Origin of the sequence: Streptomyces sp. NPDC127129 (assembly GCF_042671585.1) — a bacterium.
Classification (GTDB): Bacteria; Actinomycetota; Actinomycetes; order Streptomycetales; family Streptomycetaceae; genus Streptomyces.
Map to the genome: position 1 here is coordinate 612,586 of NZ_JBHXTV010000002.1, position 22,457 is coordinate 635,042.

Below are 22,457 nucleotides of genomic sequence, written 5' to 3' on the forward strand. Positions count from 1 at the left end.
CTTGCCTTAAGCCTCGGATAACGCGTGGAACCGGGTCTCGGACGCACGACGGCAGGGCTTCCGCACCCCCCTCGTGGGAGCGGAAACCCTGCCGTCGGCCGCGCGGCCACCGGTGTCCGGTCGCCCGTCAGCCGGTGAGGTCCCGGTGGGCACGGATGATGTCCGCGTACCTGCGGCCGCTGCCCTTCACGGTCCGCCGCTGGGTGGCGTAGTCGACGTGGACGAGGCCGAAGCGCTTGTCGTAGCCGTAGGCCCACTCGAAGTTGTCCAGCAGGGACCATGCGTAGTACCCGGCGAGCGGCGCTCCCTTGCGCACGGCGCGGGCGCAGGCAGCCACGTGTTCCTCCAGATACGCGGTCCGCTCGGGGTCGTCGACCGTCCCGTCCGGGCCGACGGTGTCGGCGAAGGCGGAGCCGTTCTCGGTGACGTACAGACGGCGGGCGCCGTAGTCGTCGGTGAGCCGCAGCAGGACGGCTTCGAGACCGCCGCCGTCGATCTGCCAGTCCATCCCGGTGCGGGGCACGTCGGGCAGGCGGACCTCGCTGGCGTACGGGACGGGTCCGTCGGGGTCGTCCGCGACGGTGACCGGGAAGTAGTAGTTGACGCCGTGCCAGTCGAGCGGGGCGGCGATGAGGTCGAGGTCGCCCGGGCGTTCGGGGAGCTCGACGCCGTACACCTGGCGCATGTCGGCGGGGAAGCCCCGGCCGTACACCGGGTCGAGCCACCAGCGGTTGGTGTGGCCGTCCGCGCGGGACGAGGCCGCCACGTCCTCGGGCCGGGTGGAGGCGGGCGCCACGGTGGAGTGGTTGGTGACGATGCCGACCTGGGCGTCGGGCACGGCGGCCCGGACGGCCCGGACGGCGAGGCCGTGGCCGAGGAGGAGGTGGTAGGAGGCGCGGACGGCGGCGGTGAGGTCGGTCAGACCGGGCGCCATACGCCCTTCGAGGTGGCCGATCCAGGCCGAGCAGAGCGGCTCGTTGAGCGTGGCCCACTGGCCGACCCGGTCACCGAGACGGGCGGCGACCACACCCGCGTACCGGGCGAAGTGTTCGGCGGTCTCCCGCTCGGCCCAGCCGCCCCGCTCCTGGAGCGCCTGGGGCAGGTCCCAGTGGTAGAGGGTGACCGAGGGTGTGATCCCGGCGTCCAGCAGGCCGTCGACGAGCCGGTCGTAGAAGTCGAGGCCCGGCACGTTCAGGGGGCCGTCGCCGGCCGGGAAGACCCGCGGCCAGGCGATCGAGAGCCGGTACGCGTCGGCGCCGAGCCGGCCCATCAGGGCGATGTCCTCGGGCCAGCGGTGGTAGTGGTCGCAGGCGACGTCGCCGTGGTCGCCGTTGTCGACGGCGCCGGGCGTACGGGAGAACGTGTCCCAGATGGACGGGCCGCGGCCGTCCTCGGCCACGGCGCCCTCGATCTGGTAGGCGGAGGTCGCGGTGCCCCAGGAGAAGCCGGCGGGGAAGGCGTCCAGGTCGAGCGTGCGGGCGTCGGTGGGTTCGGACACGAAGGACCTCTCTGACATCGGTGGGTGGAAGAGCGTCACTTGACCGCACCCGCGGTGAGGCCGGCGACGAGATAGCGCTGGAGGAGGAGGAAGCCGGCGACGACGGGCACGCTCACGACGAGGGAGGCGGCCATCACCTGGTTCCAGTACACGTCGTTCTGGGTGGCGTAGCCCCGGAGGCCGACGGCGAGCGTGCGGGTGGTGTCGTTGGTCATCACGGAGGCGAAGAGGACCTCGCCCCAGGCCGTCATGAACGCGTAGACGGCGACGGCGACGATGCCGGGCACGGCGGCGGGGACGACCACCCGGAACAGGGCGCCGACGGGGCCGCAGCCGTCGACCTTGGCCGCCTCGTCGAGGTCCCTGGGGATCGAGTCGAAGTAGCCGATCAGCATCCAGATGGAGAACGGCAGCGAGAACGTGAGGTAGGTGAGGATCAGACCGCCGCGCGAGCCGAAGAGCGCGATCCCCGTGGCGTTGCCGATGTTGACGTAGATGAGGAAGAGCGGCAGCAGGAAGAGGATGCCGGGGAACATCTGGGTCGACAGCACGGTCACGGTGAAGACCCGCTTCCCGCGGAAGCCGTAGCGGCTGACCGCGTACGCGGCGAAGACCGCGACCACGACGGAGCACACGGTCGCCGCGCCCGCCACGATCAGGGAGTTCACGAAGTAGTCGGCGAGCGGGACGGTGTGCCAGATGTCGATGTACGGGCGGACGGTCAGCTCCGAGGGGAGCCACCGGAACTTCTCCGAGACGTCCGCCAGCGGCTTGAGGGAGCTGGAGACCATCACGTACACCGGCAGCAGGACGAATCCGGTGAGCAGGGTGAGGACGATCCGCCGGGTCCACAGGAAGGAGCGGGGTGCGGCCATCGGGGAACGCGGTGTCCGCCGCCGGGTGGGCTCAGTCATCGCCGGCCCTCCTTCCTCTGCCGGTGATCAGCAGGTAGACGCCCGTGACGAGCAGGAGGAAGAGCAGCAGCAGGACGGACATCGCCGAGCCGGCGCCGAAGTTCCAGGTCTGGAACGAGGACTGGTAGATGTGCAGGGAGATCAGGTCGGCGGCTTCGGGGGCGGCCTTGCCGAAGAGCACGAACGGTGTGTTGAAGTCGTTGAAGGTCCACAGGAACAGCACGAGCACGAGCACCTGGTTGACCGGCCGCAGGGAGGCGAGGGTGATGTGCCGGATCTGCTTCCACACCCCGGCGCCGTCCAGCGCGGCCGCCTCGTACAGCTCGCGGGGGATGTTCTGCAGGCCGGCCATCACGGTGAGGAAGGCGAACGGCCAGCCCTTCCAGACGGAGACGACGAGCAGGGCCCAGAAGCTGTTGTCGCCGATGAGCCAGAAGGCGGGGCGGTCCCCGATGCCCAGCTGGTCGTGGAGCACGTGGTTGATCAGGCCGTTGTCGTGCTGGAACATGAACGCCCAGGTGATGACGGCGGCGTAGACCGGCAGGGCGTACGGGACGAGGAAGAGCGCGCGCAGCAGCCCCCGGCCGCGGAAGGACTCCTGGAGGAGGACGGCCGCGGCGGTGCCGAGGAGCCAGCACAGGCCGACGGACGTGACGGTGAACAGGCAGGTCGTCACGAAGGACTTCAGCAGGGCCTGCCCCACCGGGGCGTCGAAGTCGACCGAGAGCGCGTAGTTCTCGAATCCGGCCCAGGGCGCGTCGGCCCAGTTGCGGACGGTGAACTGGGTGAGCTCCTTGAAGCTCATGGCGATGCCGATCACCATCGGCACGAGGTGGACGAGGAGTTCGAGGGCCAGGGCGGGCAGGAGCAGCAGGTACGGCAGCCCGATGCGGCGCAGCCGCCCGGAGCGGCGGCGCGGGGAGCGCGCCGCTCCGGGCGGGGCCTTCCGCACCGCCCGTGCCTCCGGGGGCGTGACGGTTGAGGTCATGAGTGGTCCCGTGCCTACTTCTTGGGCATCTGCTGCTGGGCCTTTTCGAGCGCGGCCTTCACCGACGCGTCGGTGACGGGGCGGCCGGCCGCGGCGTCGGCGAACAGCTCCTTGACCGCGGTGCCGACGACGGTCTCGAACTGGGACTCCTCGGGAACCTGCGGCAGGGCGGAGGCGCTGGTGGCGAGCGTGTCGCGGATGACGGTGAGCGACGGGGTGGAGAAGGCGGGGTCCTGCTGCGCGGTCTTGACCGGCGGGACGGAACCGTAGGCCTTGTTGAGGATCTTCTGCTCCTCGTCGCCGGTCATGAACGTCACGAACTTCATGGCGCCGTCGATGTTCTTCGTGTTCTTGAAGACGGCCATGTTGATGCCGGCGACCATGGAGTTGACGGCCGTTCCCGTGCCCGGCGCGCCGGAGAGGACCGGCGCGGGGGCGACGCCCCACTCGTCCTCCTTCATCCCCTGCGAGGCGAACGTCTGCGAGGGGGTCTGCCACAGGACCATGGCGGTCCTGTCCTTGGCGAAGTCGCTCAGGGACTGGTTCTGGGCGTACTCCGCGTTGCCGGGAGCGACGATCTTGTGCGCGGCCATCAGGTCGACGTACTGCTTGACCGCGGCGACGGCTCCGTCGGAGGTGAAATCGGCCTTGCCGTCGGCGGTGAAGAAGTCGGCGCCGTGCTGCTTGCCGAGCACGAAGACCTGGTGGATGTTGTTCGAGAGGTTGGCGCCCTCGACGCCGATGGCCCACTTGCCGTCCTTGCTCAGGCGCTTGCCGGTGGCGACCAGTTCGTCCCAGGTGGCCGGGGGCTTGTCGACGCCGGCGTCCTTGAACATCTGCTTGTTGTAGTAGAGGGCGTACGCCATGGAGTACAGGGGGACGGCGGCCGGGTCCTGGCCGGGGGTGCCCGTGGAGCCGAGCGCGGAGTCGACGAAGCGGTCCTTGCCGCCGATCTTCTTCCAGTTCTCGGCGTCCCAGGGCAGCAGGGCGCCGGTGGACTGCAGGGAGGCGCTCCAGGTGTTGCCTATGTTGAGGACGTCGGGGCCCTGGCCGGAGGTGGTCGCGGTGAGGATCCGGTTGAGCAGGTCCGACCAGGGCACGACCTCCAGCTTCACCTTGATGCCGGTCTCCCGCTCGAACCGGTCGAGTTCGGGCTGCAGGACCTTCTTGTCGACCTCGATGCTGGAGCCCTGGTTGGAGGCCCAGTACGTCAGCGTCTTCGGCTGGGAGTTGGAGCCGGAACCGTCGGAGGTGCCGCCTCCGCAGGCGGCGGCGGTGAGGACGAGGGAGAGGGTGACGGCACCGGTGACCGCGGCTCTGATTCTGCGCATGGCTCCTCAAGACCCTTTCGGGGAGTGACGGAGTGCGAGGAGGCGGGGCCGGCGCGACGTCCCACGCCCGCCCTGTGCACCCCCCGGCTTAATTTAGGACGTGAGTTAAATACCGAGAGAAGGTCGCGTCAAGGGCCCTGGCAGGGGTATCTTGCGAGGAGAGACTTCACGAACAGGGGGCAGGGTGCGAGCGAAGAGCAGTCGTACGGTGCGTGACCTGCGGCGGGAGAACCGCACCGCGGTTCTGCAACGATTGTATTTCGACGGGCCGCAGAGCCGCCTGACGCTCGGCCCGGCCACCGGGCTGAGTTCCGGGTCCGTCAGCAACGTCGTCGGCGAACTCCTGGCCGAGGGCCTGGTGGAGGAGGCCGGCAGCGTCGACTCCGCCGGCGGCCGGCCCCGCACCCTGCTGCGCGTGAGCCCGGCCAGCGGCTGCATGATCGGCATCGACGTCGGCGAGACCCGCATCAGGGTCGAGCTCTTCGACCTCGCTCTGACCGAGCTGGCCCGCGTGGAGAGTCCGCTGGCGGCGGACGGCACCGGCCCGCACGGCGGGTACGACGTCGGCGTCGTGGTCGGCCACGTGCGCGACGGCATCGCCGCGGTGCTGCGCGCGGCGGACGTGCCGCCGGAGCGGCTGCTCGGCGTCGGCATCGGCGTCCCGGGCATCGTCGCCCACGCACCCGAGGACGGCGCCGTCGTGCACGGCCAGACCGTCGGCTGGGACGCCGTACCCCTGGAGCGGCTGCTCCGGGAGACCGGCGCGGTGCCCGCGAGCGTGCCGTACTACATCGACAACGGCTCCAAGACGCTCGGCCAGGCCGAGATGTGGTTCGGGGCCGGACGCGGCACCGCCAGCGCCGTCGTCGTCCTCTTCGGCTCCGGTGTCGGAGCCTGCGTGATCGGCGAGGGGATGGGCACCGGCCGGGCGATCGAGTGGGGCCACCTCACGGTCCGCGTGCGCGGGCGCCGTTGCCGCTGCGGCTCCCAGGGCTGTCTGGAGGCGTACGCCGGAGCCGAGGCGCTCCTCGACCGCTGGCGGGAGGCGGGCGGCAGGCCGCCCGCGGGGGCGGACGAGGAGACCGCCCTGACGTCGATGATCGCCGCCGCCTATCCCCCGCACGGCGCGGAGAGGAAGCCCGACGCGACGGCCCTCGCCGTTCTGGAGGAGACCGCCGAGTACCTGGGCGCGGGCTTCGCCGACCTGATCAACCTGTTCCAGCCCGAGCGGATCCTCGTCGGCGGCTGGGCCGGCCTCCAGCTCGGCTCCCGCTTCCTGGAGACGGTCAAGCCGCACGCCGCGGCCTTCGCCCTGCGCTACCCGGCCAGCCGGACCCGTATCGAGCTGGGCACGCTCGGCCCGGACGCCGTCACGGTGGGGGCGGCGATCCTGCCTCTCGAAGCGTTCTTCGCCCGGGGCGGCCGCCACAGCGAGGCCCCGCCGGAGGAGCCGGTTCCCGCCTGGGAGCCCGCACTGCGGCACCGCGCGACGTCCTGAGGGCCGGTCACCGGACCGGCCGGCCGACCCTCACGCGCGAGGGCCCCCGGCGGTCGGGCCGGGCCCGGCGGCGCACGTCGTCGGCGCGCCGCCGGCCCCGTACGCCCGGACGCCTCACCGGTCCGGCGTGATCCAGCGCAGCAGGGCGACGTGGATGGTGTCGTCGAGCCCGCACAGTGCCTCGATGGCGCCGAGGTCACCGGGGAGGGGCGCGATGCCCGCCGTGGTGAGCGCGGCGTGCAGTTCGAGCCGGCGGCGGTCGGCCGGCGGCAGCGGGAAGGACAGACGGCTCTCCGGCGCCGGGGCGGGCAGGACGTAGTCACCGAACTCCATGACCCCGCGGGTCATGTGCGTCTCCTCGGGCTCGTCGGCCATCAGCATGGCGGGGAACCGGTACGGGTCGAGATCCAGCAGCTCAGCGGTGCCAGTGGCGAAACCCTGAAACCCGGTCATGAGTGCCTCCTCAGTTCGTGGTGCAACTGAGGAGGACGACTACGAAAGCACCGGAAGCAGTTGCGGTCCGCCCCGCACTCCACCCGAATGCCCCCAACTCCATCTCGTCACACAAGAGATGAACCGACGGACGCCACGGCCCGAGAAGCCCGGCGGGCTCACAGCATCACGTGCTTGACCTGGGTGTAGTCGAGCAGGCCCGCCAGCGAGAGGTCGCTGCCGTGGCCCGAGTGCTTGACACCTCCGTGGGGCATCTCGGAGACGGTGGTGCCATGGGTGTTCACCCAGACGATGCCGGTGTGCAGGGCGCGGGTCGCGCGCATCGCGCGGTCGTGGTCGGCGGTCCACACACTGGCCGCGAGTCCGAACCGGACGTCGTCGGCCAGGCGCAGCGCCTCCGCCTCGTCCGCGAACGGCTGCACGGTCACGACGGGCCCGAAGATCTCCTCCTGCACGATCTCGTCCTCCTGGCGCACGCCGGCGACGACCGTGGGCTCGTGGAAGAACCCGGGACCGGGCGGCCGGGTACCCCCGGCCACGATCTCGGCGTGCGCCGGGAGCCGTTCCAGCAGCGCCTGCACCGAGGCGAGTTGGGCGGCGCTGTTGAGGGGGCCGACGTCGACACCCGGCTCGTCCGGGGGGCCGGTACGCAGTTTCCCGGCCTCCGCCGCGAAGGCGGTGAGGAACGCGTCGTGGACCCGGTGATGGACCAGCAGCCGGGTGGGCGCGGTGCAGTCCTGACCGGCGTTGTAGTAGGCGACGGCGGCGAGGGCGGCGGCGGTCGCCGCGACGTCCACGTCGTCGTGGACGAGGACCGGGGCGTTGCCGCCGAGCTCCAGGTGGACCCGCTTCAGGTCGGCGGCCGCCGCGGCCGCGATCTCCCGGCCCGCCCGCACGCTGCCGGTGACGGCGATCAGGGCGACGTCGGGGTGGGCCGTGAGCGCGCGACCGGTGTCGCGGTCGCCGCAGACCACGTTGAGCACGCCCGGCGGCAGGTGCTCCGCCGCGACGCGGGCGAGCAGAGCGGACGACGAGGGGGTGGTGTCGGCGGGCTTGAGCACGGTCGTGTTGCCGGCGGCGATCGCCGGTGCGACCTTCCACACGGCCATCATCAGCGGGTAGTTCCACGGGGTGATCTGGGCGCAGACCCCGACCGGTTCGCGGCGCAGGAGCGAGGTGCGGCCCTCGGTGTACTCGGCGGCGGCGACACCGGGCAGGTTCCGGGCTGCCCCGGCGAAGAAGCGGAGGGTGTCGATGATCGCGGGCAGCTCCTCCGTCCTGAACTGGTGGCGAGGTTTGCCGGTGTCCCCGGTCTCGGCGGCCGTGAACGCGTCCGCGTGTGCCTCGACGGCGTCGGCGATACCGAGCAGGGCGCGCTGCCGTACGGCGGGTGTGGTCGTGGACCAGTGCCGGTAGGCGGCCGCGGCGGCCGCGCAGGCCGCGTCGGTGTCGGCGCGGCCCGAACGCGGGGCGTGGCTGTGCACGCGGCCGGTGGCGGGGTCGACCAGCTCCATCGTCGCGCCTGAGGCCGCGGGCCGGTCCGTGCCCGCGATGTGGTTCCGCACGGTGTCAGCCACGGCGCAGCGCCTCCCTGGCCGCGTCGCGTCCGGTGCGGACGGCGCCTTCCATGTAGCCGGCCACCCACTGGTCGGATCCGCAGACGTAGAAGGGGGGTTCGTGGGTTCCGTGCAGGGGGCCGACTGCCGTGACGTCGCCCGGGGTCCACTGGGTGACGTACCCCTGGGTCCACGGATCGGTGCCCCACATCCGCACGTAGCTCGCGAGCGGCCGGTGCGCCGCGTCACCGTAGAGGCGGGCGATGTCGGCCAGGAGTTCTCCGGTCCGCAGTGCGCTGGGCATGCCGAGCAGGACGCCGAGCCTTTCGGGGGGTACGAGGGCGGAGAGGATGCCGTCGCTCTGCGGCCAGGTGCTGCCGAGGACCCCTTCGCACTCGGAGAGGCCGCTGCGGCCCCGGTCGCGCCAGAACGGCCGGTCGTACGCGGCGACGAACTTGGCGGCGAGCGCCTGGCGTTGGCGGTGCAGGGAGGCGAGGCGCTCCTCGGAGACGCCGGTGACGGCGACCGACCGGAGCGGGCCGACGGGCAGCGCGCTGACGACGGCGCCGGCGGTGAGGATCTCACCTCCGGCCAGCCGTACGGAGCAGCGGCCGAGCCCCCGTACGGCGACCGCCTCCACGGGCGCGCCCGTGCGGATCCGCCCGCCGAGGGCGGCGGCCATGCGCAGGGCCACCGTCGCGGACCCCTCGGCGACCCGCAGGCCTTCCCAGGCCTCGTAGTCGTAGTGCTCGGACCCGTCTCCGGAGACGGGTACGGCGGCGTGCTTGCGCAGGGCGGCGAGGAGTGATGTGCGCTCGTACGAACCGTCGGCGAGGGCGAGTTGGCCGATCTCCCACAGTCGTACGACGGCCGGGGTCGCTCCCTCGGCGCGCAGCCAGCCGGCGACGGAGAGCCGGTCGAGGGCGGCGGCGTCCGGGTGGACCCAGGGGTCGTCCGGGTCGACGGTGCGGGCGAGGGCGCGGAAGGCGGCGGTGACCTTCCGGTGGCAGGCGTCGTCGCCGGGGCCGAACCAGTGGGGCGGGTCGCCGGCGGAGATGTCTTCGGGGGTCGCGCGGGTGAGGGCGCCGGGCTCGGCGACATAGCTGGGGGTCAGGGTGAGGCCGAGTTCGGCGGCCAGGGTCGTGTACGCGGTGTGGGCCCGGCCGACGACCTCTCCGCCGAGCTGGACCAGCCGGCCGTCGGGGAGTTCGGTCTGTTCGACGCGTCCGCCCACCCGGTCGCGGGCCTCGACGACGAGGACGTCGGCTCCGCCTGCGGCGAGGTCGCGTGCGGCGGTGAGGCCGGCCAGGCCGGCGCCGAGCACGATGACGTCGTGGTTCATGGGGGTGTTCCTTCGGTCGGTGCCGCTTCAGTCCAGGACGAGGCAGTGCTCGGGCTTCCAGCCGACCTCGACGTGTTCGCCGCCGCTCCAGCGGTCCTCCATGCGGGAGCGGTCGGTGTTCTGCTCCAGCACGGACACCGTGACGCCGGGGGCCAGTTCGATCAGGTAGGTGGTCGTAGGGCCGCAGTAGACCGTCTCCCGGACGACCCCGCTGACGCGGGCCATGTCGGGTTCCAGGTCGGAGAGCCAGATCTTCTCGGGGCGGATCGACAGGCTGACCCTGCTGCCGTCGGCGACGGCCGGACGGTCGCCGACGGGGAGCTCGGGCCCGTCGTCGAGGACGACACGGCCGGAGCGGTAGGTGCCGGGGACGAGGTTGGAGGTGCCCATGAAGGAGGCGGTGAAGCTGCTCGTGGGCCGCTCGTACACGTCCTCGGGCGTGCCGCACTGCTCGACGCGCCCGTCGTTCATCACGGCGAGGCGGTCGGACATGGTCAGCGCCTCGTCCTGGTCGTGCGTGACGAAGACGAAGGTGATGCCGACCTCCCGCTGGATCTGCTTGAGCTCGACCTGCATGTGACGGCGGAGTTTGAGGTCGAGGGCGGCCAGCGGCTCGTCGAGCAGGAGCACGTGGGGCCGGTTGACCAGGGCACGGGCGAGCGCGACGCGCTGCTTCTGGCCGCCGGAGAGGGTGGGCGGCTTGCGGGCCGCCAGGTGTCCGAGCTGGACGAGGTCGAGCATGTCGGCGACGCGGTGGCGGATCTCGGCGCGGCCGACGCCCCGGCGCTTCAGGCCGAAGGCCACGTTGTCCGCGAGCGAGAGGTGGTCGAAGAGGGCGTAGCTCTGGAAGACGGTGTTGACGTTGCGCTTGTCGGGCGGCAGCCCGGTGACGTCCTGGCCGTCGAGGAGGACGCTGCCCTCGGTGGGATCGGCGAAGCCTCCGATCATCCGCAGCAGGGTGGTCTTTCCGCAGCCGGACGGGCCGAGGAGGGAGAAGAACTCACCCGGGGCGATGTCGAGTTCCACGTCGCGTACGGCGAAGGTGCCGTCGCCGGAGGGGTACTGCTTGCTGACGTGGTCGAGCCGCACGGCGGGGGTCGGGACGCCGGAGTTCGGGGCGTCGGGGTTCAGGACGTCGGAGGTCGGGGCGTCGGGGTTCGGGTGCGCGGAGGTCGGGTTCATGGATGTCACTTCCCGGAGAGCAGGTCGAGGCCGCCGCGTCGCCCGAACAGGCGCGGGATGGCGAGTGCGAGGACGATGAGGCCGATGGACCCGGCCAGCATCAGCGTGCCGACGGCGTTGATGGTCGGCTGCACGCCGAACCTGATCGCCGAGTAGATGCGTACGGACAGCGGCTGCGGGTCGACGCCGGTGGTGAAGTAGGCGAGGACGAAGTCGTCGAAGACGAGGGCGAAGATCAGCACCGCCGACGCGAGGATGCTCGGGAGCAGTGCGGGCAGGGTGACCAGGCGCAAGGCCTGCCGGCGTGTGGCCCCGAGGTCCATCGCGGCCTCCTCGACCTCCGGATTGAGCGCGGCGATGCGGGAGCGGAGGATGACCGTCACGTACGAGATCGAGAAGGTGATCTCGGCGAGCATCACGGTCGTCGTGGACAGGGTGATGCCCAGGCCCTTGAAGAGGAGCATCGCGGCGACGCCGGTCACGATCTCCGGTGTGATCAGCGGGACGAGCATCACCAGGCCGGCGAAGGAGCCGAGACGGCTGCGGCCGCGCACGAGGCCCAGCGCCAGGGCGACGCCGAGGACGAGCGATCCGGCCATGGCGACCAGCGAGACCCGCAGGCTCATGCCGAGCGAGGAGAGCAGCACGTCGTCGTGGACGAACGCCGCGTACCAGCGGAGGCTGACGTCCTCGAAGACCGTGAGGGACTTCTGCGAGTTGAAGGAGAAGAGGACGACGACGCCGACGGGGAGGTAGAGGAGCGCGAAGAAGACGGCGGTGACCGCGAGGGCGAACCGGGGCCGCCGTTCGGCGCCGCGCCGGCGGCGCTGCCGGGCGCTCATCGGACGGCCTCCGTCTCGTCCTTGCGGGTGCGCCGCAGGTACCCGAGCATCCCGAGGAACAGGACCGCCATGAGGAGCATGGTGAGGGCGGAGCCGAGCGGCCAGTTCTGGCCCTGGAAGAACTTGTCCTGGATCAGGTTGCCGATCATGATCTGGTCGGGACCTCCCATGAGCTGGGCGCTGACGAAGTCCCCCATGGCGGGCAGGAAGACGAGGACGCAGCCGGCGGCCGCTCCCTGCCGGGTGGCGGGGACGGTGACGAAGAAGAAGGTGCGCAGTGGGCCGCCGTAGAGGTCGCGGCCCGCCTCGATGAGCGAGGTGTCCATGCGCTCCATCGCCGCGTAGAGCGGGATGATCATGAAGACGACGAATCCGTAGACGAGTCCGGCGACGACGCCCGCACCGGTCTGGAGGATCTTGGTGCCGTCGTCGGCGAGACCGACCGCGCGCAGGCCCTTCAGGAGCGGTCCGTCGTCGGAGAGGACGACGGACCAGCCGTACATCCGCACCAGGTAGTTGGCGAAGAACGGGACGACGATCGCGGCGATCAGCAGGTTCTTGAACCGGCCGCCGCGCAGCGCGATGGCGTAGGCGACCGGGTAGGCCACGGCCAGGCAGATCAGACAGGTGATCAGCGCGTAGCCGAGGGAGCGCAACAGGACCGTGCTGTAGGCCGGATCGGCCAGTGCGGCGATGTTCCCGACATCGAAGCCGAAGCGCGGATTGCCCAGCGGGTCGGTGGAACCGAGCGAGAGGGTGGCCACCAGAAGGAGGGAGGCGACGAGGAAGCCCGTCATCCAGAGGGTGCCGGGGAGCATGAGCCAGGTCCACAGCCGGGGCTGCCTCCCGGCCGCCGCCGCTGATCGCTTGCCAGGTGCCATGTCAGCCGGCCTTCACGTCGGTCCAGGCGGCGTCGCGGGCCCGTTCGGCCTCCGTGTCGCCGTTGCGGAAGAAGAGGTCGGCCTTGAGGTCGTCGGCGGTCACCGAGCACTGGGGGAACGGTTCGACGAGCGCGGCGTACGTGTCCTCGGTGCCACGGACCGGCATCGGATAGCCGATGTACTCGATGTTCTTCTTCACGTTCTCCGGGCGGAGCATGTAGTCGATGAAGAGCATCGCGGTCCCCGGATGCCGGGCGTCGGAGGGTATGGCGTAGCAGTCGGAGTTGACCGGGGCGCCCTCGCGGGCGACCTCGAAGCCGAAGACGGCCGGGTCCTCGGCCTGGGCGAGCATGGCGGCCATGTCACCGCTCCACGCCTGGGTCATGTCGGCGTTGCCGTTGAGCAGGTTGTTGTAGCTGTCGCTGGAGAAGCCGCGCAGACGGGGGCGGAGCGAGCGCAGGGTGTCGGTGACGCGGGAGAGCTCGTCACGGTCGCCGGTGGTGAGGTCGAGGCCGAGCTTGAGCGCGCCCAGGCCGAGCACCTCGTCGCGGTCGTCGAGGACGAAGACCTTGCCCTTGGCCTTGTCGTTCCACAGGTCGTTCCATGATCCGGTGAGGTCCCCGAGCCGGTCCCGGCGCCAGCCGATGCCGGTCTTGTACATGGTGAAGGGCACCGTGTGCGCGGAGCGGGGGTCGTACCAGGGGTCGGCGAAGTAGTCGTAGCCGCCGAACACGGCCTCGGCGTTGCGGAGCCGGGAGTGGTCGATCCTGCGCAGCCGGCCGCCCGCGACGAGGCGCTCGGCCCACTTCGCGGTGGGGAAGATGATGTCGTAGCGGTTTCCGGCGTTGAGTTTGGCCGCCATGCCCTCCATGGAGTCGTAGTTCGACTGGACGACCTTGACGCCGTACTCGTCCTGGAACCCTTCGAAGACGGTGGGGTCGACGAAGTCGGCCCAGTTGAAGTAGACGAGATCGCCGTCGACCTTGGCGTCGACGGGGGTTTCGGAGCGCGCCTTGCCCGCCGGGTCGTCGGCGGAGGTGAAGCCGCAGCCGGCGGCGGTGAGGGCGACGGCGGCGGCGGTGCCGGCGCGGAGGAAGGAGCGACGGGTCGGGGGGAGTGCCTCGGGGGACATGGGGTCCTCTCCGTAGGGCCGCTGGGGGACGGCGGGAACGAGCGTGCGTCGGGGCTCGGTCGTGGGGTGGGTGGGGCACGGTCACCGGCGGAGCGGGGTGGGAGGTGGGGAGGTGCGGCCGGCGAGAGCGTGCGCGAAGGCACAGGGGCGTGGGCGGGGGCGTGGGCCCTGCCGGGGCGTGGGGCCCGGCGGTGCGTTCGGCCCGCTGGGGGGTGACCCTGTGCGGACGTACGGCCCGGTCGTGGCGGCGTGCGGCGCCGGTCGTGGCGGTCCGCGGCGCCGGTCCTGGCGGCGGGCCGGCCGGCCGGGGTGCGCGTCGGCACGCGGGCGGGTGCCCGGTGAGGTCCTGCGCCCGGTGAGGGCGGGTACGCCTCGGCCGTCGGGCTTCCTCGACGGAGGCCGGGGGTGGCCCGTCTACGGCGCGGCGCCGTCGAGGTCGGCCCGGACGCGGTCGGCGAACCAGCCGACCGCCGACTCGCGGCGCGACAGCGGTCCGGGTTCGAACCCGGGCGTGGAGAGCCCCTTCTGGACACGGGCGACCAGCTCGGCGTCCTCGTCGTTGGTGATCCAGCCGATGTGGATGTTCAGGCGCCGGGCGAGGCGGGTGCGCAGACCGGTACCGCGGCGGGTGTAGAAGGCTCCGGGCACGGCCACGCGGTCCACCGCCGTGGGGATCGCGGTCCAGGCCAGCACGTGGTCGGGGTAGAAGTCGATGAGGGTGTTCGGGTAGATGACCGCGTACCGCCAGATCCTGCGGTCGGCCTCGGCGAGGCCGGGCATGGGCGCGGCAACGCGCTGGTAGAGGCGTTCGGCCCAGTTCGAGGACGGCTTGTCGCGCAGCGGCGAGGCGAAGAGGGCGTAGGACTCCTCGGTCTCGTGGGTGTAGCCCTGGTAGTCGAGCAGCCGCATGAGGCCGGGGTGGGCCACCGGAACGTGGTACCCCTCCAGGTAGTTGTCGACCGCCACCTTCCAGTTGGCGTTCTGCACCTCCGCACCGGCCAGGTCGTGGATACGGGCGCGGCCCACCGGCACCAGGTCGGCTCCGGCGTAGTGGCCGACCGCCGCTTCGAGGCCCGCGCAGCTCTGCGCCAGCGGTACGGCGTCGAGGTCGAGGTTGACGAAGACGAATCCGAGGAAGGACTCGACGCGGGCGGGGAACAGGCCGAGCTTCGGCTTGTCGAGGCAGGGGATCTGCCGTGCCTCCGGGGCGCCGACCAGGCTTCCGTCGAGGCGGTACGTCCAGCCGTGGTACGGGCAGCGGATCGCCTTGCCGGCCGGTTCGGGGGCGGTGACCAGGCGCGTACCGCGGTGGCGGCAGACGTTGAGGTGGGCGGCGAGACCACCCTCCTCGGTGCGGACCACCAGGACCTCCCGGTCCGCGACGGTGGCGGCGAGGCGGGCCCCCGGGTCCGGCAGGTCGGACTCGTGACAGACGAGCTGCCAGGACCTGCCGAACACGTGCCGCGTCTCCGCGGCGGCGATGGCGGGATCGGTGTAGTAACGCGCCGGAAGCGCCGGGGCCACCGGCGTCTCGGTGGCGGCCGGTGCTCCGGTGCTTGCCGGCGCTCCGGTGGCCATTGGTGCTCCGGTGGCCGCTGGTGCTCCGGTGACTGTCGGTGCTTGAGCGACTTCGGGTTTCTCGGGGGCTCTGGAGTGCATCGGTGACTCCTCCGTGCCGCCGGCGCGGCGATCGGTATGGGCGTGCGATGTCGGTACGACCGAGCTGCGGACAGGCGGCCGGGGCGGGAAGCCGGGACCGGGCTGACCGATTGGACAGCCAGAGTGCTGGCTCGTTTCCGTCGGGTCAAGACTTGTTCACTGACCGATCGGTCAGCTAGCGTAATTCTTGCCTGACCGATCGGTCAGCAAACGTGTTCTCGTGTCGCCGCCCCGGTGCTGCTCCTCATTCGCCCAGTTCACGGGCGTGGAAGCAGTCGGGCGGCCCGCCGGGCAGGCCCGGGCCCCGCATCCCTCGCGGTCCCGAACCCCTCCCCGTGATCCATCCGATCCCCTCGATCCCCCGAAATCCGGCCGTCTCGCCAGGCCGGCGTCCACGCACATCGAGCCATCGGGCCTCCCCGTACCGAAGGCTCTTCGCGAGGCGCCGGACCGGCAGGACGGCACCCAACCTCCGGAGGCATGCATGAGCGGTCGTCGGCGTCTGGACTGGCTCGGGCTCACCCCCGAACCGGAGCGAGAACTCCCCACCGCGGTGGCCGCCCTGCGCGCCTCCGTACCCGGCGCGCCGACGCGGCGGGCGGAGGACCTGGCGGCGGCGGAACGGCGCCGCGTCGAACGGCTGGTCCTGCGCGGAAGCCGGCACAGCTGGCTCCGCTACCTCGCCGAGGTCACCTCCCTGGTGACCGGCGTGGCCACCGGGTCCCGGCCGGGCGATCCCGCGGCGGCCCTGCTCGCCGGCGAGGTCGTCCTCGACCACCACCGCATGCTCATCGGCCTTCCGGGGCCGGGATATGGCCGCACGGCGGGCGACCGCGCCGCCCTGGAAGGGGCCGTACGGACCCTGCGCGGCCGCACCCGTGCCTCTCCCCCGAGCGGCACGGACGCCCCCACCCGCCCCTCGCACATCCACACCGGCCCCCAGGCCCCCACCCGGACAGGAGGCAGCAGCCGATGACCACGATCCGACTCCCGGCGGCGAACCCGCCGGGCACCGTCCTCGGGACGACGCCGGGCCTGACGGAGAGCGCCGACGACTACCGCGCAACGGGCGGCTACGACGGGTCCACGGCCCCCGACGACCTCCTCGCCCACCTCGCGGCCTCCGGCCTGCGCGGCCGCGGTGGCGCCGGATTCCCGGCCGCCGTCAAACTGCGCTCCGTACGCGACCGCGGCGGCGCCCCCGTCGTCGTCGCCAACGGCGAGGAGGGCGAACCCGGCTCGGTCAAGGACCGCTGGCTGCTGCGGGCCCGTCCCCATCTGGTCCTCGACGGGCTCGCCCGTGCCGCCGCGGTCGTCGGCGCCGAACGTGGCGTCGTGTACCTCTCCGACCCGGTCGCGGCCGGGAGCGTACGCCGGGCCCTCGTCGAACACCCGCCGCCCCTGCCCGTCGAGATCGTCGAGACCGGCCACACCTACGTCGCCGGCGAGGAGACGGCGGTGGTGCGCAGGATCGACGGCGGACCCGCGCTGCCCACGGCCAAGCCGCCCCGCCCCTTCGAGCAGGGGGTCGGCGGTGAACCGACCCTGGTCTCCAACGTCGAGACCCTCGCCCGGATCGCCCTCACGGCGGCCCGGCCCGCTCTGCGCCGCTCCATCGCCCTCAGCACCTTGGTGACGCTCTCCGGCGGCCCGGCCGCTCCGGTGCTCACCGAAGTCCCGTACGGAGTCCCGCTGCGCGCTCTCGCGGCCGGACTCGGCATCCCCGACGCGACCGGAGCGCTGATGGGAGGGCTGTTCGGCGGACTCGTCGGCGCGGACGTCCTGGACCTTCCGCTGGAACCGGGGGCGCTGACCGCCGCGGGCACCGCCCTGGGCTGCGGAGCGATCCGCTTCCTCGCCCCCCGCGACTGCCCGGTGGCCACCGCCGCCGACGCGGCCGCCCATCTCGCGGCCGAGAGCGCCCGGCAATGCGGTGTCTGCGTCTCCGGGACCGGAGCCGTCGGCCACGCCCTGCGCGCGCTCTCCGCCGGGACAGCGGACCCGGACACCGCCGACAGCCTGCACCGCTGGTCACAGGGCCTGCCCGGACGAGGCGCCTGCGGACTGCTCGACGCCTCCGCCGGCATCGCGGGCAGTCTGCTCCGTGCCTTTCCCCGACTCGTCCGCTCCCATCTCGCCGCGCCCTGCACGCGGTGCGCGGCCACGCCCCCGGACGGCCGCCGCCTGACCGTGACCGTGCCGCGGGCGGTGGCCGACGCCGGCGGCGTGTCGACCCCTCTCCCCTCCCCCGGCTCCCCCGACTCCCCCGTCGTCTCCCCCGCCCTCCCGCTGCCCGCGCTGAAAGGAACGCCGTGAAACTCCTGCTGGACTCCACCCGCTGCCAGGGCTACGGACTGTGTCAGGAATCCGCGCCCGACCTGGTCGAACTCGACGAATGGGGTTACGCGAAGGTCATCGTCCTCGACGTCCCGTCCGGCCCCGAGGCCGCCGCCCGCGCCCGGGCCTGCGTCGAGAGCTGCCCCAACTCCGCCCTCCGCGTGGAGGGATGACATGACACGCGATCTGACCGCCCTCTTCGACCCCGGCTCCGTCGCCGTCGTCGGCGCGAGCGACGACCCGGCGAAGTACGGCCACGCGGTGGCCTCCCAGGCGCTGCGCGCACCGGACCGCCGGCCCGTGCACCTGGTCAACCGGCGCGGCGGTACCGTCCTCGGCCGGACGGCGGCCACCTCCCTCTCCGCGCTCGGCGAACCCGTCGACCTGGTGGTGATCTCCGTGCCCGGCGCCGGCTTCGAGGCCGCCGTCGACGAGGCCCTGGCCTGCGGGGCGAAGGCCATCGTCGCCATCACCGCGGGCTTCGCGGAGGCGGGCCCCGCGGGCCTCGCCCGGCAACGGGCGGTCGCCGCCCGTGTACGCGCCGCCGGAGCACTCCTCGTCGGGCCCAACTGCCTGGGCATCGCCGACAACACCACGGAGCTGTACCTCGCCTCCGACCGCTTCGCCCCCGGTGGCGTCGCGCTGCTCAGCCAGAGCGGCAACCTCGCCCTCGAACTGCAGCTCCGGGGCGAGCCGCACGGCCTGGGGTTCTCCCGCTTCGTCTCCCTCGGCAACCAGGCCGACGTCACGCTCGTCGACCTCGTCGAGGACTGCGCCCGCCACGACGCCACCTCGGCCATCGCCGTGTACGCCGAGGACTTCGGCGACGGCCGGGCGTTCGCGGCGGCCGCCGCCGCGGCGGGCAAGCCGGTGGTGCTGCTCACCGCCGGCCGGGGCACCGCCTCCGCGCGCAGCGCCCAGTCGCACACCGGCGCCCTCACCACCTCGGCCGACGTGGTGGCCGCCGCCTGCCGCGACGCGGGCGTCGAACTCGTCCGCACGCCACGGGAGATGACCGTGGTCCTGGCCGCGCTGGGCGCGGAGCCCCGCAGGGGCCGACCGCGTTCGGCCGGCCGGCGGACCGCGGTCTTCACCGACGGCGGCGGTCACGGCGCGATCGCGGCGGACGCCGCCGAGGACGCCGGGCTCGACGTGCCGGAACTCGGCGCGCCGGCCCAGGACAGGCTGCGGACCATGCTGTGGGAGCAGTCCTCGGTCGGCAACCCCGTCGACCTGGCGGGGATGGGCGAGCAGCGCCCCCTGTCGTACGCCGACACGGTCGGGGAACTCCTCGCCGCCGACGAGGTCGACGCCGTGCTGATGACCGGGTACTTCGGCGGTTACGCCGCCTCCGACGGCGGTCTGGGCGGCGGCCCGGCCGGCGGTTCCGTACTCGCGGACGGCGAGACCCGCGCCGCCAAGGAGATCGCCGCCCACCTCGCCGTCGTACCGAAGCCCCTCGTCGTGCAGTCGATGTACCCGCACTCGCCCAGCTGCCAGGTGCTCGCAGAGGCCGGGGTTCCGGTGTTCGGCGCCACCGAGGACGCCGCCCGCGCGCTGGCGGCGATGACCGGCCGGGCGGCGGCCGGCACCGGCGGCGTCCCGCCGCTGCCGCCCGCCGCCGAACCGCTGCGGGACCCGGGGTACCACGGGGTGCGGGCGCTGCTCGCCGCCGCCGGTGTGCCGTTCCCGGCGGCGCGCGAGATCACGGACGAGGCCGGACTGCTGGCCGCGGCGGCCGAGTTCGACGGCCCGTACGTGCTCAAGGCCCTGCACGTCCTGCACAAGTCCGACGCCGGCGGTGTGGCGCTGCGCCTGCCCGACCGGGACGCCCTCCTCCGCGCGTACCGGGAGATGCGGTCCCGCCTCGGCGCGCCCGCCTACTCGGTCGAGGCGATGGCCGACCTGTCGGACGGTGTCGAGCTGATCGTGGGCGTGAACCGGGACCCGAGGTTCGGGCCGGTCGCCCTGGTCGGGCTCGGCGGGGTGCTCACCGAGACGCTCCGGGACGTGGCCTTCGCGCTCGCGCCCGTACCAGCGGCTCGGGCCGAAGCCCTGCTGCGCGGCCTGCGCAGTGCCGCGCTGCTGGACGGCGTACGCGGCCGGCCGGCCGTCGACGTGGCCGCGGCCGCCGCCGCCGTCGAGCGCATCACCACCGTCGCCGCCGCGCACCCGGAGATCGCCGAACTGGAGGTCAACCCCCTGCTCGTACGTCCGGACGGCGCCCTCGCCCTGGACGCCCGGGCCGTCCTCGCCCCGCCCGCCGATCCGCGCTGACGCCCGCCGATCCGCGCTGACGCCGGCCGGACCCACCACCCGCCATCTGTGCCCTGGAGGACACATGGACTTCCGCTACACACCCGAACAGGCCGACCTCAAGGGCCGTGCCGCCGCCTACGCGCGGCTCCTGATGAGGTACGAGGACCAGGCCGAGGAGGCGGGCGGTCCGCTGCCCGCCGACACGGTCCGCGAGCTGACCCGCGCCGCGATCGACGCCGGCGTCTACGCCATCAACATGCCCGCGGAATGGGGCGGCGCGGGCCTCTCCCTGCTGGACCAGGTCATCGTCGAGGAGGAGTTCGGCAAGGTCACCAACTGCCTCTGGGACATCCCCTGGCGGCCCGCGAACGTCCTCGCGTACGGCACCGAGGAGCAGCGGGAGAAGTATCTGCTGCCGGTCATCCGGGGCGAGCGGTTCGACGCGTTCGCGGTGACCGAGCCCGGTGCGGGCTCCGACCCGGCCTCCGGCACGAGCACGGCGACCCGGACCGAGGGCGGCTGGCTCCTCAACGGGGAGAAGTGGTTCGTGACCTGCGGTGACATCGCGGACTTCCTGCTCGTGCAGGCCGACGCGGGACCCGAGCGGGCGGCGACGCTGTTCTTCGTGGACAAGCACGCGCCGGGTGTCGTGATGACCCGCGTCCCCCGCTTCATGCACTCCGCGGTCAACGGGCACCCCGAGTTCACCTTCACCGACGTCTTCGTCGCCGACGAGGACGTGCTCGGCGGCGTCGGCAGCGGCTACGAGCTGACCAAGGAGTGGTTCACGGACGAGCGGCTGATGATCGCCGCGCGGACCGTCGGCGCCGCCGAGCGGGCCCTGGAGCTCGCCCGGGACTGGGCCGTCGAACGGCGTCAGTTCGGCTCCCCCATCGCCGACTTCCAGCTCGTCCAGGGCATGCTCGCCGACTGCGCCGTCGACATCGCCGTCAACCGCGCCTACACGCACCAGGTCGCCTGGGAGGCCGACCGGCCGGACGCCGACCCCAAGATGCTGCACGCCAAGGCGTCGACGGCGAAGCTCGCGGCGAGCGAGGCCGCAGGGCGGGTCATCGACCGGTGCGTCCAGATCTTCGGCGGCCGCGGCTACGACCGTACGTACCCGGTCGAGCGCATGTACCGCGAACTGCGCGTCGACCGGATCTGGGAGGGCACCTCCGAGATCCAGCGCCTGATCATCGCCAACGAGCTGATCAAGCGCGGCACCCGGGCCCTCGCCCTTCCCCACTCCTGACGACCGCTCGCCCGCCCACCACGACCCAGAGGACAGACACACATGGACTTCCGCCTCACCGCCCGTCAGGAAGAGCTCCGGGACGCGGCGCGCGCCCTCACCGACGTCATCATGAAGTACGAACTCGACTGCGAGGAGAACAACGGGCTGCCCCAGCAGGCCCACGCCGAGATCCGCGACGCCGTCCTCGACAGCGGGCTGCAGGCGGTCAACATGCCGCAGGAGTGGGGCGGCGCCGGACTCACGATCCTGGAGCAGGTGACGGTCCAGGCGGAGCTCGGCCGGCTCACCGGCGCGCTGTGGGACATGGTGTGGCGCCCGGCCAACGCGCTGTCCTTCTGCACGCCGGAGCAGCGCGAGCGCTACCTCGTCCCCGTGATCAGGGGGCAGCGCCGGGACTGCTACGCAGTGACCGAGCCCGAGGCCGGCTCCGACCCGCAGAGCCTGCGGACCACGGCGACCCGGACCGCCGGGGGCTGGGTCCTGAACGGCGAGAAGTGGTTCGTCACCGTCGGCGACCACGCCGACTTCATGATCGTGCTCGCCGCCGCCGGGGAGGAGCGCGCGCCGACCCTGTTCCTCGTCGACAAGGACACGGCCGGCATCGAGATGACGCGTGTGCCGCGCTGGATGCACACCTTCGTCTACGAGCACCCCGAGTTCACCTTCACCGAGGTCTTCGTGCCCGACGACGCGGTGCTCGGCGAAGTGGGCCAGGGGTACGACATCACCCGCTCCTGGTTCACGGAGGAGAGGCTGATGATCGCCGCACGGACGATCGGGGCGGCGGAACGGGCCCTCGAGCTGGCCCGGGACTGGGCCGTGGAGCGCCGCCAGTTCGGTTCCCGCATCGCCGACTTCCAGCTGATCCAGGGGATGCTCGCCGACTCCGCCGTCGACATCGCCGTCAACCGCGCCTACACCCACCAGGTCGCCTGGGAGGTCGACGAGGGTGTGGCCGACCGCAAGACGCTGCACGCCAAGGCGGCCATCGCCAAGCTGGCGGCGAGCGAGGCGTCCGGCCGGGTGATCGACCGGTGCCTGCAGATCTTCGGGGGCCGGGGATACGACCGCTCGTACCCGGTCGAACGGCTCTACCGCGAACTGCGCGTGGACCGGATCTGGGAGGGCACGTCCGAGATCCAGCGCCTGATCATCGCGGGCGAACTGGTCAAGCGGGGTACGGGCGTCCTGCGGATGCCGTCGGCGGGGTAGGCGCGCCGTTTCCCGGGTGGTGGGGGGGGGGGGGGGGGGCCCCCCCCCCGGCCCCCCCCCCCCCCCCCCACACCCCCCCCCCACCCCCCCCGGAACCCCAAAAAAACACGCCCCC

General features: G+C 72.5%; 19 protein-coding genes. 7 read left to right on the plus strand and 12 right to left on the minus strand.

Features of this window, described 5'->3' with window-relative positions; translation table 11 throughout:
* Window positions 1–127: 127 nt before the first annotated feature.
* From ACFVGW_RS05990 to ACFVGW_RS06005, 4 genes are read right to left on the minus strand one after another with little or no spacing between them, the layout of a single operon-like run.
* Window positions 128–1,516: a GH1 family beta-glucosidase gene (locus ACFVGW_RS05990; protein WP_385850984.1), complete on the minus strand. Its 1,389-nt coding sequence runs from the start codon at window positions 1,514–1,516 to the stop codon at window positions 128–130.
* A 17-nt stretch (window positions 1,517–1,533) separates the two neighbouring features.
* A complete protein-coding gene (locus ACFVGW_RS05995; protein ID WP_385850985.1) occupies window positions 1,534–2,412 on the minus strand; it encodes a carbohydrate ABC transporter permease in 879 nt (292 codons plus the stop codon).
* Complete coding sequence (locus tag ACFVGW_RS06000; protein WP_385850986.1) at window positions 2,405–3,400, minus strand: carbohydrate ABC transporter permease; 996 nt, start codon at window positions 3,398–3,400, stop codon at window positions 2,405–2,407. Before ACFVGW_RS06000 ends, ACFVGW_RS05995 begins: the two co-directional genes overlap by 8 nt.
* Before the next feature lie 14 nt (window positions 3,401–3,414).
* Complete coding sequence (locus tag ACFVGW_RS06005; RefSeq protein WP_385850987.1) at window positions 3,415–4,731, minus strand: extracellular solute-binding protein; 1,317 nt, start codon at window positions 4,729–4,731, stop codon at window positions 3,415–3,417.
* Window positions 4,732–4,915: 184 nt separating this feature from the next.
* Here ACFVGW_RS06005 and ACFVGW_RS06010 point away from each other — a divergent pair, with 184 nt between their 5' ends.
* The gene (locus ACFVGW_RS06010; protein ID WP_383220452.1) at window positions 4,916–6,229 is read left to right on the plus strand and encodes an ROK family protein; all 1,314 of its coding nucleotides are present in this window, start codon (window positions 4,916–4,918) and stop codon (window positions 6,227–6,229) included.
* Window positions 6,230–6,343: 114 nt separating this feature from the next.
* Here ACFVGW_RS06010 and ACFVGW_RS06015 read toward each other — a convergent pair whose 3' ends face one another.
* The 8 genes from ACFVGW_RS06015 to ACFVGW_RS06050 all read right to left on the minus strand — a co-directional run bounded on the left by ACFVGW_RS06015 (window position 6,344) and on the right by ACFVGW_RS06050 (window position 15,195).
* On the minus strand, window positions 6,344–6,682 hold the full coding sequence (locus ACFVGW_RS06015; RefSeq protein WP_385850988.1) for a hypothetical protein: 339 nt from the start codon (window positions 6,680–6,682) through the stop codon (window positions 6,344–6,346).
* A gap of 158 nt (window positions 6,683–6,840) precedes the next feature.
* Complete coding sequence (locus ACFVGW_RS06020; RefSeq protein ID WP_385850989.1) at window positions 6,841–8,259, minus strand: aminobutyraldehyde dehydrogenase; 1,419 nt, start codon at window positions 8,257–8,259, stop codon at window positions 6,841–6,843.
* The gene (locus ACFVGW_RS06025) at window positions 8,252–9,580 is read right to left on the minus strand and encodes a flavin monoamine oxidase family protein (RefSeq protein WP_385850990.1); all 1,329 of its coding nucleotides are present in this window, start codon (window positions 9,578–9,580) and stop codon (window positions 8,252–8,254) included. The genes ACFVGW_RS06020 and ACFVGW_RS06025 overlap by 8 nt, the downstream gene beginning before the upstream one ends.
* Before the next feature lie 27 nt (window positions 9,581–9,607).
* On the minus strand, window positions 9,608–10,762 hold the full coding sequence (locus ACFVGW_RS06030; RefSeq protein ID WP_385850991.1) for an ABC transporter ATP-binding protein: 1,155 nt from the start codon (window positions 10,760–10,762) through the stop codon (window positions 9,608–9,610).
* Between the two features lie 5 nt (window positions 10,763–10,767).
* Complete coding sequence (locus ACFVGW_RS06035; RefSeq protein WP_352189621.1) at window positions 10,768–11,604, minus strand: ABC transporter permease; 837 nt, start codon at window positions 11,602–11,604, stop codon at window positions 10,768–10,770.
* Window positions 11,601–12,485, minus strand: coding sequence for an ABC transporter permease (locus ACFVGW_RS06040; protein ID WP_385850992.1), 885 nt, complete (start codon window positions 12,483–12,485; stop codon window positions 11,601–11,603). Before ACFVGW_RS06040 ends, ACFVGW_RS06035 begins: the two co-directional genes overlap by 4 nt.
* A 1-nt stretch (window position 12,486) precedes the next feature.
* The gene (locus ACFVGW_RS06045; RefSeq protein WP_385850993.1) at window positions 12,487–13,617 is read right to left on the minus strand and encodes a spermidine/putrescine ABC transporter substrate-binding protein; all 1,131 of its coding nucleotides are present in this window, start codon (window positions 13,615–13,617) and stop codon (window positions 12,487–12,489) included.
* 414 nt (window positions 13,618–14,031) lie between these two features.
* Window positions 14,032–15,195 (minus strand): aromatic ring-hydroxylating dioxygenase subunit alpha, encoded by a 1,164-nt coding sequence (locus ACFVGW_RS06050; protein ID WP_385850994.1) that lies wholly within the window; start codon window positions 15,193–15,195, stop codon window positions 14,032–14,034.
* Window positions 15,196–15,760: 565 nt separating this feature from the next.
* Between ACFVGW_RS06050 and ACFVGW_RS06055 the strand changes: the two genes are divergently transcribed.
* From ACFVGW_RS06055 to ACFVGW_RS06080, 6 genes are all read left to right on the plus strand, one after another.
* Window positions 15,761–16,252: a hypothetical protein gene (locus ACFVGW_RS06055; protein WP_385850995.1), complete on the plus strand. Its 492-nt coding sequence runs from the start codon at window positions 15,761–15,763 to the stop codon at window positions 16,250–16,252.
* Window positions 16,249–17,592, plus strand: coding sequence for an NADH-ubiquinone oxidoreductase-F iron-sulfur binding region domain-containing protein (locus ACFVGW_RS06060; RefSeq protein WP_385850996.1), 1,344 nt, complete (start codon window positions 16,249–16,251; stop codon window positions 17,590–17,592). Before ACFVGW_RS06055 ends, ACFVGW_RS06060 begins: the two co-directional genes overlap by 4 nt.
* Window positions 17,589–17,786 (plus strand): ferredoxin, encoded by a 198-nt coding sequence (locus ACFVGW_RS06065; protein ID WP_383290330.1) that lies wholly within the window; start codon window positions 17,589–17,591, stop codon window positions 17,784–17,786. The genes ACFVGW_RS06060 and ACFVGW_RS06065 overlap by 4 nt, the downstream gene beginning before the upstream one ends.
* Window position 17,787: 1 nt before the next feature.
* Entirely contained in the window at window positions 17,788–19,890 is a 2,103-nt protein-coding gene (locus ACFVGW_RS06070) for an acetate--CoA ligase family protein (protein WP_385850997.1), read from the plus strand.
* 64 nt (window positions 19,891–19,954) lie between these two features.
* Window positions 19,955–21,127, plus strand: coding sequence for an acyl-CoA dehydrogenase family protein (locus ACFVGW_RS06075; RefSeq protein WP_385850998.1), 1,173 nt, complete (start codon window positions 19,955–19,957; stop codon window positions 21,125–21,127).
* A gap of 42 nt (window positions 21,128–21,169) precedes the next feature.
* Window positions 21,170–22,342, plus strand: a complete 1,173-nt coding sequence (locus ACFVGW_RS06080; protein WP_385850999.1) for an acyl-CoA dehydrogenase family protein — start codon at window positions 21,170–21,172, stop codon at window positions 22,340–22,342.
* The last annotated feature ends 115 nt before the right edge of the window (window positions 22,343–22,457 follow it).